Below are 11,194 nucleotides of genomic sequence, written 5' to 3'. Positions count from 1 at the left end.
ACGGTGTCGCGGAGCATCTCGTGCTCCTCCGACGGGCGGTACAGGTCGAAATCAGCCGATCCGGCCAAGGTCTCTCACGCTCCAAGGAAGACGCTGCGATGCCGCTGACGCTAACTACCGTTAAGTAACTCGAATTCTAAGCGGCCGCTCACGCCGGGGGGTACGTGAGCTTGACGACAGCGGGAAAGGTGCCCGACGGGGTCGCCGACTATGCTCGGCCCCGCACTACCGACGCTACCCAGTGGAGTCCCGTATGGCCCTCAAGATCACCGTGATCGGTACCGGTTACCTCGGCGCCACGCACGCCGCGGCGATGGCCGAACTCGGGTTCGAGGTGCTGGGGCTCGACGTCGTCCCGGAGAAGATCGAGATGCTCCGCCGGGGCGAGGTCCCGATGTACGAGCCGGGCCTGGAGGAGCTGCTGCGCCGGCACGTCGCGGGGATCGAGGGCTCCAGCGGGCGGCTGCGCTTCACCACCGACTACGCCGAGGTGGCGGCCTTCGGCGACGTCCACTTCGTCTGTGTGAACACCCCGCAGAAGCACGGCGAGTACGCCTGCGACATGAGCTACGTCGACGCCGCCTTCGCCTCCCTCGCCCCGCACCTGACCGGCCCCGCGCTGGTCGTCGGCAAGTCCACCGTGCCGGTCGGCTCCGCCGACCGTCTCGCCGCCTACCTCGCCGAGCACGCGCCCGCCGGCGCGGACGCCGAGCTGGCCTGGAACCCGGAGTTCCTGCGCGAGGGCTTCGCCGTGCGGGACACCCTGCACCCGGACCGGATCGTGGCCGGGGTGCGCGGCGACCGGGCCGAGAAGCTGCTGCGCGAGGTGTACGCGACGCCGGTGGCCGAGGGGACGCCGTTCGTGGTGACCGACTTCCCGACCGCCGAACTGGTGAAGACCTCCGCGAACTCCTTCCTGGCCACCAAGATCTCCTTCATCAACGCGATGGCCGAGGTGTGCGAGGCCGCGGGCGGCGACGTGGTGAAGCTGGCGGAGGCGATCGGCCACGACGACCGGATCGGCGGCAAGTTCCTGCGGGCCGGGATCGGCTTCGGCGGCGGCTGCCTGCCGAAGGACATCCGGGCGTTCATGGCGCGCGCCGGCGAGCTGGGCGCCGACCAGGCGCTGACCTTCCTGCGCGAGATCGACTCGATCAACATGCGGCGGCGCGGGCAGATGGTGGAGATGGCGCGGGAGGCGCTCGGCGGCGGGTCCTTCCTGGGCAAGCGGGTGGCCGTGCTCGGCGCCGCGTTCAAGCCCGACTCCGACGACGTCCGCGACTCGCCCGCGCTGAACGTCGCCGGGCAGATCCACCTCCAGGGCGGCCAGGTCACGGTGTACGACCCCAAGGGCATGACCAACGCCCGGCGGCTCTTCCCGACGCTGGGGTACGCCGACTCCGCGCACGCGGCGGTGCGGGGGGCCGACGTCGTGCTGCACCTGACCGAGTGGCGGGAGTTCCGCGAGCTGGACCCGGCCGCGCTGGGCGAGGCCGTGACGTCCCGGGTGATCCTGGACGGCCGCAACGCCCTGGACCCGGAACTGTGGCGGCGCTCGGGCTGGACGTACCGCGCGATGGGCCGGCCCACCGCCTGACCGTACGGCGGCGGCGCCGGTTCGGCCGAGGCTCAGTCGGCCGAACCGGCGCCTGCACGCATGCCGCGCCACCGCGCCGGCCGTCAGGCGCCCTTGGCCCGGTACCGCCGCATCTTCGCCCGCGCCCCGCACACCGCCATCGAGCACCAGCGGCCGCGGCCGGCGGGGCTGCGGTCGTAGTACGCCCAGTGGCAGTCGGGCAGCTCACAGGCCTTCAGCCGCTGCCAGGTGCCCTCGGTCAGCGCCTGCGCCACCGCCGCCGCCACCCGGGACAGCAGCGGTCCCGCGTCGGCCGGCGCGAGGCGCGCGGAACCGTCCCGCTCGTCGACGGCCACGTACAGCGGCGCACGCGCCAGCAGCTCGCCCAACGGGGTCACCCGGCGGTGCGGCGGGTGACCGGCGTGCGCCAGGCAGGCGGCGCGCAGCGACTCGCGCAGTTCACGGACGCCCGCCAGGTCCCGCTCCCCGACCCCGAAGGGCGCCCGGCCCTCGGCCGTGTCCAGGGCGTCCGTGCCCGACTCCGGGTCGACGGTGTTGACCAGGGCCTCCACCAGGGCGAGTCCGCCGGGCGCGGGCCGTCTCTCACTCACGCTTGCGACGTTACCGCCAGTGCGCGACCATGGGGTAATCGTTACCTGTTGGAGGCCTTTGCAGGTAACGGTCCCTGCTCGTGGGTGACTCGATGAGGAGTGAGCGGTCATGGCTCTCGCCAGGCTCGGCGTCGTCGTCCTGGACTGTCCCGACCCCCGCGCCCTGGCCGGCTTCTACGCCGAGGTCCTCGGCGGCACCGTCGAGGGCGACGACGCGTGGGTGGACCTCAAGGTGCCCGGCGGTCCGCAGCTCGCCTTCCAGGCCGCTGCCGGATTCGTCCCGCCGGGCTGGCCGTCCGCCGAGAACTCGCAGCAGTTCCACCTGGACCTCACGGTCGAGGACCTGGACGCGGCCGAGGCGGGCGTGCTGGCGCTGGGCGCGCGGGCGCTGGACGCCGGGGACCGCTCACGCACCTGGCGGGTGTACGCGGACCCGGCGGGGCATCCGTTCTGCCTCTGCGCCTGCTGAGCCCGTAGGGCGTGTCCGGCATCTCCGGCCCTCTCCTGCCGCCGCTCCCGTGGCCGCTCAGCCGTCCAGCTCCGCGATCCGTGCCGTCGACGGCACGCGCCGCTCCTGGGCCGCCCGTGCGGTGACCTCGGCGGTGCGCAGCACACGCTGGACGTTTCCCCAGGTCAGCAGCGCCAGGTCGGGCTCCGGCCAGCCGCGCCGCAGCAGCTCGGCGACGAGGTGCGGATAGCAGGAGGCGTCGGTCAGCTCCCGCGGGTGGGCGCAGCCGGCGTCGTAGGTGCCGGACAGGCCGACGCTGCCGGGCCCGGCGACGGCGCGGACGTGGCCGACGTGGTCGGCGACGTCCCGGACCGTCGGCCCGGTCTGCTCCGCCGTCAGCGGCACCAGGCACAGCCCGTTGGCCGCGCCCAGCGCGGCCAGCAGCTCGTCGGGGAGGTTCATGGGGTGGGGGCGCAGCGCGCGGGCGCCGGAGCGGGTGCACAGGACGGGCGCCTTGGAGGCGGCGAGGACGCGTTCCATGGTCGGTTCGGAGGCGCCGGAGAGATCGGCCAGCACCCCGAGGCGGTTCATCTCCCGCACGACCTCCTCCCCGAACCGGGTCAGCCCGGCCTCGCTCGCCCAGGAGGTGCCCGTGAGGGTGATGACGCGCAGGCCGAGCCCGTGCAGGACGCGCAGCAGACCCACCGAGTCGTCGAGCGCGGCGGCGGTGGCCGGACCGAGCAGCACGGCGGTGCGGCCGCAGTTGCGGGCGTCGGTGACCTGCCCGGCGGTGCGCGCCGGCCGCAGTCCCTCGGGGTGGTTGCCGATCACCGTGCGGACCAGGTCGAGCTGCTCCAGGGTGGCGGCGACGGCCCGGTCGGCGGCCAGCCCCTCGGGCAGGTGCAGCGAGCAGAACAGGGCGCCGACGTGTCCCCGCCGCATCCGGGGCAGGTCGGTGTCGACGGCGGTCTCCCCCAGCTCCAGGTCGTACCAGGGCAGATGGCGCAGCGCCCACGGCAGCCCGCTGTAGCCGTCGGCGACGGGATGGGCGGTCAGCAGGGCGTGCGCCCGCTCCAGGAGGCCGGCGTCCGGGTCGTCCGCGGGGCCGCGGGCGCCCACCGGCAACGGCGGCTCCCGGGACAGGGCGTCGGGCTCGCCGACCTCAGCGGGCGTGTGCAGGTCGTTCTGGAGATCGGCCATGGCGGGCTCCGTACGTGCGCGGGCGATCGCTGTACGGTCACCGTCGCACGGGCCGCCGGAGGGCTCCTGGTGAGCGGGGCGTTCGGGGGAGCGGCCGCCCCGGGGCCCGTTCAGCGGCCGCGGGCCGCCTCGATGACCTCGTCGAGGGTGGCCCGGGAGCGCTCCAGATCGGCGATCATGCGGTCGATCCGGGTGCGCTCCTCGGTGAGGTCGGCGACCAGCTTCGGCGTGGCCACCGCCGAGGGGCCGCCGTCGGCGTCGCGCATGCACGGCAGCAGCCGGGCGATCCTGCCGCTGTTCAGCCCGGCCGCGAACAGCTCCTGGATGCGGATGACCCGGTCGACGGCCGCCTCCGCGTAGTCCCGGTGGCCGCCGGGCGTCCGTCCGGCCCGCAGCAGCCCCCGCTCCTCGTAGTACCGCAGCGACCGCTCGCTCACGCCGGTCCGCCGGGCCAGCTCCCCGATCCGCACTCCGTCACCCCCGGGCCTTGACACTGACATCGGTGTGAGGTTCTAGCGTACGGGCATGACGCAGCCGACCGACACCTTCCAGCTGGGCCCGCTGGCCCTCCCCCACCGACTCGTGATGGCCCCGCTCACCCGGAACCGGGCCGCCGCCGACGGCACGCCGACCCCGCTGATGGCCGAGTACTACGCCCAGCGCGCCTCCGCCGGGCTGATCATCGGCGAGGCCTCGACCCCGAACGCGACCGGGCAGACGTACCCGAACATCACCGCGATCCACCGCCCCGAACACGTGGCCGGCTGGCGGCGGGTCACCGACGCCGTGCGGGCCGCGGGCGGGCGGATGTTCCTCCAGCTCCAGCACGGCGGGCGGGTCGGGCACCCGGCGACCAGCGGGCACACGCCCGTCGCGCCCTCGCCCGTACCGCTCCCGGAGACCGTCTTCACCCCCGGCGGCCACCGGCCCTCCGTGGTGCCCCGGGAGATGACCGTCGCGGACGTCCGCGCCACCGCCGCCGACTTCGCGGCCGCCGCCCGCAACGCGCTCGACGCCGGCTTCGAGGGCGTGGAGGTGCACTCCGCCAACGGCCATCTGCTGCACCAGTTCCTCGCCGCCAACGTCAACCACCGCACCGACGCCTACGGCGGCCCGGCGGCCCGGCGGATCCGGTTCGTGGTGGAGGTGGTCGAGGCGGTGGCCGACGCCGTCGGGCCCGAGCGGGTCGGCCTGCGGATCTCCCCCGGCAACACCGTCAACGGCATCCAGGAGGGCGAGACCGACATCCTCTACCCGGCGCTGGTGGCGGCGCTGCGCGGGCACGGCCTCGCCTATCTGCACCTCGTGCACGCCGACCCGGACGCGCCGCTGTACCGGCGGATCCGCGCGGACTGGCCGGGCACCCTGATCGCCAACCCGGTGCTCGGGGAGCTGACGACCGAGGCCGTCGATCGCGGCACCCGGCGGCTGCTGGCGTCCGGCGCCGAACTGGTCGCGCTCGGACGGCCGTTCCTCGCCAACCCCGACCTGGTGGCGCGGCTGCGGCTCGGGGCGCCGCTGAACCAGCCGCGGGACCGCTACCTGATGTACGTGGGCGGGGCGACCGGCTACACCGACTACCCCACCCTGGACGGTCACCCGTCGAGCGACTCGATCGTCGCGTTGGACGGCCCCCGGGTGGCCTGAAGACCGCGCGCCACGTCCTCCGCCGCGCCCAGCACCCGCACCGCGTTCCGCCAGGTCAGCTTGGCCAGGTCGGCCTTGGACCAGCCGCGGTCCAGCAGCTCCGCGAGGAGGTTGGGGTAGCCGGACACGTCGTTCAGGCCCTCGGGCGTGAACGCGGTGCCGTCGTAGTCCCCGCCGATGCCGAGGTGGTCGATGCCGGCCACCTCCCGCATGTGGTCGAGGTGGTCGGCGACGGTCGCCACGGTCGCGACCGGGCGCGGGTGGCGCTCCTCGAAGGCGCGGTGCACCCGCATCGCCTCGGCGGTGGTGTCGAGGTGGTGGAAGCCGTGCGCGCGCATGTTCGCGTCGGCCTCGGCCGTCCAGTCCACGGCCGCCTGGAGCACGAACTTCGGCACGAACGTCACCATCGCCACGCCCCCGTTGGCGGGCAGCCGTTCCAGGACGTCGTCCGGGATGTTGCGCGGGTGGTCGCAGACCGCGCGGGCGGAGGAGTGCGAGAAGATCACCGGCGCGGAGGTGGTGTCCAGCGCGTCCCGCATGGTCGTGGCGGCCACGTGCGAGAGGTCCACCAGCATGCCCTCGCGGTTCATCTCCCGCACCACCGCCCGGCCGAAGGCCGACAGGCCGCCGACGCCCGGCTCGTCCGTCGCGGAGTCCGCCCAGGCCACGTTGTGGTTGTGGGTGAGCGTCAGATAGCGGACGCCGAGCGCGTACAGCGCGCGCAGCGTGGCGAGGGAGTCGGCGATGGAGTGCCCGCCCTCGGCCCCCATGAGGGAGGCGATACGGCCCTGCGCGCGCGCCGCCTCCATGTCCGCGGCCGTCCGGGCGGGCGCCAGGTCGTCCGGGTACCGGGCGAGCAACTGCCGTACGCAGTCGATCTGTTCCAGCGTCGCCGACACCGCGTCGGGCAGGTCCGAGCGGACGTACACCGACCAGTACTGCGCCCCGACCCCGCCCGCGCGCAACCGGGGCAGGTCGGTGTGCAGACGGGTGCCCTGGGGGGTGGCGATGTCCCGGGCGTCGAGGTCGTAGCGGACCTGCTCGCGCAGCGCCCAGGGCAGGTCGTTGTGCCCGTCGGCCACCGGGAACTCGCGCAGCAGTTCCCGGGCCTCGTCCAGTGCGGTCATCGCCGCCCCCCGTCTGTCGCCATCGGTTGCGGAGACGTCCGCGCCGTCAGTTGCCGAAGCCGAAGCCGCCGCCCGTGCCCTCGGCCTTGGCGCGCAGCCGCTTGCCCTTCTCGGTGGCCTGGTCGTTCAGCTCCTGCTGGAAGTCCCTCATCCGGCCGAGGAGTTCCTCGTCGTGGGCGGCGAGGACACGGGCCGCGAGCAGTCCGGCGTTGCGGGCTCCCGCGACCGAGACCGTGGCGACCGGCACCCCGGCCGGCATCTGCACGATGGACAGCAGGCTGTCCATGCCGTCCAGGTACTTCAGCGGGACCGGCACGCCGATCACCGGCAGCGGCGTCACGGACGCGAGCATGCCGGGCAGATGGGCGGCGCCGCCCGCCCCGGCGATGATCACCTTCAGACCCCGGTCCGCGGCCTGCTCGCCGTAGGCGACCATCTCGCGCGGCATCCGGTGCGCGGAGACGACGTCGACCTCGTAGGCGATCTCGAACTCGTCCAGGGCCTTGGCGGCGGCCTCCATGACGGGCCAGTCGGAGTCCGACCCCATGACGATGCCAACAACGGGGCTCATTCGGTGATCGTGCCTCTCAGGTAACCGGCAGCGTGACGTGCGCGTTCGAGAACGTCGTCCAGGTCGTCGCCGTAGGTGTTGACGTGGCCCACCTTGCGGCCGGGCTTCACGTCCTTGCCATACATGTGGATCTTCAGCTGGGGGTCGCGGGCCATGCAGTGCAGGTACGCGGAGTACATGTCGGGGTAGTCGCCGCCGAGCACGTTGACCATGACCGTCCACTTGGCGCGCGGGCGCGGGTCGCCGAGCGGGAGGTCCAGGACGGCCCGGACGTGGTTGGCGAACTGGGACGTGACGGCGCCGTCCATCGACCAGTGGCCGGAGTTGTGCGGCCGCATCGCCAGCTCGTTGACCAGGATCCGCCCGTCGCGGGTCTGGAACAGCTCGACGGCGAGGTGGCCGACGACGCCGAGTTCCTTGGCGATGTTCAGCGCCATCTCCTCGGCCCGCAGGGCGAGGGCCTCGTCGAGGCCGGGGGCGGGCGCGACGACCGTGTCGCAGACGCCGTCGACCTGGCGGGACTCGACCACCGGGTAGGCGACCGCCTGGCCGTGCGGGGAGCGGACGACGTTCGCCGCGAGCTCCCGGACGAAGTCGACCTTCTCCTCGGCGAGGACGGGGACACCCGCGCGGAACGGCTCGGCGGCCTCCTCGACGGAGTCCACGACCCACACGCCCTTGCCGTCGTAACCGCCGCGGACGGTCTTGAGGACGACCGGGAAGCCGTCACCCTCCGCCGCGAACGCGGCGACGTCCTGCGGGTCGCTCACGATGCGGTGGCGCGGGCAGGGCACGCCGATCGCGTCGAGCTTCGCGCGCATCACGCCCTTGTCCTGGGCGTGCACGAGCGCGTCGGGCCCGGGGCGCACGGGGATGCCGTCCGCCTCCAGGGCCCGCAGGTGCTCGGTGGGCACGTGCTCGTGGTCGAACGTGATCACGTCGCACCCGCGCGCGAAGTCACGCAGCGTGTCCAGGTCGCGATAGTCGCCGACCACGACATCGCCGACGACCTGCGCCGCGGAATCCTGCGGGGTGTCACTGAGGAGCTTGAACCTGATGCCCAGCGGGATGCCCGCCTCGTGCGTCATACGCGCGAGCTGACCCCCGCCGACCATGCCGACTACCGGGAACGTCACGCCCCCAGGGTATCGGCCACGCCGGGTCGGCCGGTTTCCGCCTCTCGATCCGGCCGAAGCGGCATACCCGGGCGATCGCAGAAGTGCGATGGTTAGCATGACGGAGCTGACCGGACCGACCGACTGGGGGCCTGTACGACCATGGGACGTGGTTCCTCAGGGCTGCGCAGGCTCGTGCGGGAGGCCGCCAGGTTCGGCGCGGTGGGCGGCGCCGGCCTTCTCGTCAATCTTGCCGTGTTCAACCTGGTACGGCACGTGACCGACCTCCAGGTGGTGCGCGCCAGCGTGATCGCGACCGTGGTGGCCATCGCCTTCAACTACGTGGGCTTCCGCTACTTCGCCTACCGCGACCGCGACAAGAGTGGCCGCACCCGCGAGCTGACGCTGTTCCTGCTGTTCAGCGCGGCCGGCCTGGTGATCGAGAACGGTGTGCTGTACGCGGCGACGTACGGCTTCGGCTGGGACAGCCCGCTGCAGAGCAACGTCTTCAAGTTCCTCGGCATCGGCGTCGCGACGCTGTTCCGGTTCTGGTCCTACCGCACCTGGGTGTTCCGGGCGCTGCCCGCCCGGGAGGCGGCGGGCGCGGAATCGTTCCTGGAGGCCGCCGAGCCGGTACGGCCGCCGCAGCGGGCCCGGGTCTGACGCGGCTCCCGCCCGTCCGGCACGGTCCCCGACCGTCCAGCGCGGCCCCGCCGGCCCGTCGCCCCCACCCACACGGGCCCGCAGCTCTCCACCGGACCGTCTCCTCCCGGGCGGTCCGCTCCGCTAGCGGACGGTCCGCTCCTCCTGCGCCGACTTCTGCACCGGCGTGCGCGACAGGAACAGGCCGAACACCGGCGGCTTGGCCTGGAGCATCTCCAGGCGGCCCCCGTCGGCCTCCGCCAGGTCGCGGGCGACGGCCAGGCCGATACCGGTGGAGTTGCGGCCGCTGATCGCGCGCTCGAAGATGCGGGCGCCGAGGTCGGCCGGGACGCCGGGGCCCTCGTCGGTGACCTCGATGACCGCCTGGTTGCCGGTGACGCGGGTGCGCAGGGCGACCGTGCCGCCGCCGTGCATCAGGGAGTTCTCGATCAGCGCCGCCAGCACCTGCGCGACCGCGCCCGGTGTGCCCACCGCCTCCAGGTGCCGCTTGCCGGAACTGACGATCGCGCGGCCCACGCCGCGGTAGGCCGGTCGCCACTCGGCGAGCTGCTGCTGGATCACCTCGTCGAGGTCGAAGGTGACCGCGGAGCCGGTGCGCGGGTCGCGGCTGTTGGTCAGCAGCCGCTCGACCACGTCGGTGAGGCGTTCCACCTGGGTGAGGGCGATGGTCGCCTCCTCCTTCACGGTGGCCGGGTCGTCGGTGACGGTGATCTCCTCCAGCCGCATGGACAGCGCGGTGAGCGGGGTGCGCAGCTGGTGCGAGGCGTCGGCGGCGAGGCGGCGCTCGGCGGTGAGCATCCGGGCGATGCGTTCGGCGGAGGCGTCCAGGACGTCGGCGACGCGGTCCAGCTCCGGGACGCCGTAGCGCTTGCGGCGGGGGCGCGGGTCGCCGGAGCCGAGGCGTTCGGCGGTCTCCGCGAGGTCGGTGAGGGGGGAGGCGAGGCGGTTGGCCTGGCGCAGGGCGAGCAGCACCGCGGCGATCACGGCCAGCAGCGCCACCGCCCCGATCATCAGCAGGGTGCGGCCGACCTCCCGGGTCACCGCGGAGCGCGGCTCCCGGACGACGACCGTCTCGCCCTGCTCTCCCCGCCGGACCGACTCGATGACGTCGCCGGACGGCTTCTGGCCGATCTCGATGGGCGGCTGGCCGGGGATGCGGACCACGGCGTACCGGTCGTCGCCGACCTGGTCGACGAGGATCTCGGAGGTTATCTGCTCGTGGCCGAGGATGCGGCTGTCGACGATGCCGGTCAGCCGCACCGCCTCGGACTCCACCCGTTCCTGGGCGCTGTTGCTGATCGTCTTGGTCTCCACCACGACGAGGGAGACGCCGAAGACGGCGATCACGACGAGCACCACGGCGAGCGTGGACTGGATCAGTCGGCGGCGCATGTCCTCTTACCCGTGTGTCACCCGCGGCTCCCCGGGAGGCCCGGCGCGGGGCTAGCTCTTCTCGAAGCGGAAGCCCACGCCTCGCACGGTGGCGATGTACCGGGGATTCGCCGCGTCGTCACCCAGCTTCTTGCGCAGCCAGGAGATGTGCATGTCGAGGGTCTTGGTCGACGACCACCAGGTGGTGTCCCAGACCTCGCGCATCAGCTGGTCGCGGGTGACCACCCGCCCGGCGTCGCGCACCAGGACGCGCAGCAGGTCGAACTCCTTGGCGGTGAGCTGGAGCTCCTCGTCGCCCATCCAGGCGCGGTGCGACTCGACGTCGATCCGCACGCCGTGCGTGGCCGGCGGCTGCTGGGGCTCGGCGGCCCCGCGCCGCAGCAGGGCCCGGACCCGGGCGAGCAGCTCGGCGAGGCGGAACGGCTTGGTGACGTAGTCGTCGGCGCCGGCGTCGAGGCCGACCACGGTGTCCACCTCGTCGGCGCGCGCGGTCAGGATCAGGATCGGCACGGTGTGGCCCTCGGCCCGCAGCCGGCGGGCCACCTCCAGGCCGTCCATACCGGGCAGCCCGAGGTCCAGCACGACCAGGTCGACGCCGCCCTGGATGCCCGCGTCCAGCGCGGTGGGTCCGTCCTCACGCACCTCGACCTCGTAACCCTCCCGGCGCAGTGCACGCGCCAGCGGCTCCGAGATGGAGGCGTCGTCCTCGGCGAGCAGTACTCGGGTCATGAGCTGATGGTAGACCGCCCGTGGCGAGGGCCGGCGGGCGATGGCCGGGCCGAGGCCCCCGCCCTGGTGCACCTTGGTACGGACCTGCTGCCGCGCCGATAATGGGTCGGGAGAT

The 11,194-nt window shown here is 73.5% G+C and carries 12 protein-coding genes; 4 read left to right on the top strand and 8 right to left on the bottom strand.

The window, feature by feature from the left end:
• The first annotated feature begins 253 nt into the window (after nucleotides 1-253).
• Entirely contained in the window at nucleotides 254-1,597 is a 1,344-nt protein-coding gene (locus tag ACFF45_RS30165) for a UDP-glucose dehydrogenase family protein (protein WP_381349904.1), read from the top strand.
• Between the two features lie 83 nt (nucleotides 1,598-1,680).
• Here ACFF45_RS30165 and ACFF45_RS30160 read toward each other — a convergent pair whose 3' ends face one another.
• Nucleotides 1,681-2,187, bottom strand: coding sequence for a CGNR zinc finger domain-containing protein (locus ACFF45_RS30160; RefSeq protein ID WP_381349903.1), 507 nt, complete (start codon nucleotides 2,185-2,187; stop codon nucleotides 1,681-1,683).
• 109 nt (nucleotides 2,188-2,296) lie between these two features.
• Here ACFF45_RS30160 and ACFF45_RS30155 point away from each other — a divergent pair, with 109 nt between their 5' ends.
• Nucleotides 2,297-2,656 (top strand): VOC family protein, encoded by a 360-nt coding sequence (locus ACFF45_RS30155; protein WP_381349901.1) that lies wholly within the window; start codon nucleotides 2,297-2,299, stop codon nucleotides 2,654-2,656.
• Nucleotides 2,657-2,713: 57 nt separating this feature from the next.
• Here ACFF45_RS30155 and ACFF45_RS30150 read toward each other — a convergent pair whose 3' ends face one another.
• Nucleotides 2,714-3,835: a dipeptidase gene (locus tag ACFF45_RS30150; protein WP_381349900.1), complete on the bottom strand. Its 1,122-nt coding sequence runs from the start codon at nucleotides 3,833-3,835 to the stop codon at nucleotides 2,714-2,716.
• Between the two features lie 110 nt (nucleotides 3,836-3,945).
• Nucleotides 3,946-4,305, bottom strand: coding sequence for a MerR family transcriptional regulator (locus ACFF45_RS30145; protein WP_381349905.1), 360 nt, complete (start codon nucleotides 4,303-4,305; stop codon nucleotides 3,946-3,948).
• 55 nt (nucleotides 4,306-4,360) lie between these two features.
• On the opposite strand from ACFF45_RS30145, the gene ACFF45_RS30140 reads away from it, so the two are divergent.
• The gene (locus ACFF45_RS30140) at nucleotides 4,361-5,482 is read left to right on the top strand and encodes an oxidoreductase (protein ID WP_381349899.1); all 1,122 of its coding nucleotides are present in this window, start codon (nucleotides 4,361-4,363) and stop codon (nucleotides 5,480-5,482) included.
• Here ACFF45_RS30140 and ACFF45_RS30135 read toward each other — a convergent pair.
• The 3 genes from ACFF45_RS30135 to ACFF45_RS30125 are packed head-to-tail and all read right to left on the bottom strand — an operon-like array spanning nucleotide 5,431 to nucleotide 8,316.
• Nucleotides 5,431-6,609 (bottom strand): dipeptidase, encoded by a 1,179-nt coding sequence (locus ACFF45_RS30135; protein WP_381349898.1) that lies wholly within the window; start codon nucleotides 6,607-6,609, stop codon nucleotides 5,431-5,433. The two genes, ACFF45_RS30140 and ACFF45_RS30135, sit on opposite strands and share 52 nt — an antisense overlap.
• A 46-nt stretch (nucleotides 6,610-6,655) precedes the next feature.
• Nucleotides 6,656-7,180, bottom strand: coding sequence for a 5-(carboxyamino)imidazole ribonucleotide mutase (gene purE, locus ACFF45_RS30130; RefSeq protein ID WP_381349896.1), 525 nt, complete (start codon nucleotides 7,178-7,180; stop codon nucleotides 6,656-6,658).
• The gene (locus ACFF45_RS30125) at nucleotides 7,177-8,316 is read right to left on the bottom strand and encodes a 5-(carboxyamino)imidazole ribonucleotide synthase (RefSeq protein ID WP_381349895.1); all 1,140 of its coding nucleotides are present in this window, start codon (nucleotides 8,314-8,316) and stop codon (nucleotides 7,177-7,179) included. Before ACFF45_RS30125 ends, purE begins: the two co-directional genes overlap by 4 nt.
• 141 nt (nucleotides 8,317-8,457) lie before the next feature.
• Between ACFF45_RS30125 and ACFF45_RS30120 the strand changes: the two genes are divergently transcribed.
• Complete coding sequence (locus ACFF45_RS30120) at nucleotides 8,458-8,958, top strand: GtrA family protein (protein WP_381349894.1); 501 nt, start codon at nucleotides 8,458-8,460, stop codon at nucleotides 8,956-8,958.
• A gap of 123 nt (nucleotides 8,959-9,081) precedes the next feature.
• Here the strand turns inward: ACFF45_RS30120 and ACFF45_RS30115 are convergent, their stop codons facing one another.
• Both ACFF45_RS30115 and ACFF45_RS30110 read right to left on the bottom strand, forming a co-directional pair.
• Nucleotides 9,082-10,350, bottom strand: coding sequence for a sensor histidine kinase (locus tag ACFF45_RS30115; protein WP_381349893.1), 1,269 nt, complete (start codon nucleotides 10,348-10,350; stop codon nucleotides 9,082-9,084).
• A gap of 51 nt (nucleotides 10,351-10,401) precedes the next feature.
• Nucleotides 10,402-11,079 (bottom strand): response regulator transcription factor, encoded by a 678-nt coding sequence (locus tag ACFF45_RS30110; protein WP_141311399.1) that lies wholly within the window; start codon nucleotides 11,077-11,079, stop codon nucleotides 10,402-10,404.
• Between the last annotated feature and the right edge of the window lie 115 nt (nucleotides 11,080-11,194).

Source organism: Streptomyces cinereospinus, from assembly GCF_042430725.1.
GTDB classification, from domain to species: Bacteria; Actinomycetota; Actinomycetes; order Streptomycetales; family Streptomycetaceae; genus Streptomyces; species Streptomyces cinereospinus.
This window is presented reverse-complemented; position numbering and strand designations above follow the sequence as displayed.

Coding starts and splice junctions, on each gene's coding strand:
- ACFF45_RS30165 (WP_381349904.1), top strand. CDS start 254: ATGGCCCTCAAGATCACCGTGATCGGTACCGGTTACCTCGGCGCCACG.
- ACFF45_RS30155 (WP_381349901.1), top strand. CDS start 2,297: ATGGCTCTCGCCAGGCTCGGCGTCGTCGTCCTGGACTGTCCCGACCCC.
- ACFF45_RS30150 (WP_381349900.1), bottom strand. CDS start 3,835: ATGGCCGATCTCCAGAACGACCTGCACACGCCCGCTGAGGTCGGCGAG.
- ACFF45_RS30140 (WP_381349899.1), top strand. CDS start 4,361: ATGACGCAGCCGACCGACACCTTCCAGCTGGGCCCGCTGGCCCTCCCC.
- ACFF45_RS30135 (WP_381349898.1), bottom strand. CDS start 6,609: ATGACCGCACTGGACGAGGCCCGGGAACTGCTGCGCGAGTTCCCGGTG.
- purE (WP_381349896.1), bottom strand. CDS start 7,180: ATGAGCCCCGTTGTTGGCATCGTCATGGGGTCGGACTCCGACTGGCCC.
- ACFF45_RS30120 (WP_381349894.1), top strand. CDS start 8,458: ATGGGACGTGGTTCCTCAGGGCTGCGCAGGCTCGTGCGGGAGGCCGCC.
- ACFF45_RS30115 (WP_381349893.1), bottom strand. CDS start 10,350: ATGCGCCGCCGACTGATCCAGTCCACGCTCGCCGTGGTGCTCGTCGTG.
- ACFF45_RS30110 (WP_141311399.1), bottom strand. CDS start 11,079: ATGACCCGAGTACTGCTCGCCGAGGACGACGCCTCCATCTCGGAGCCG.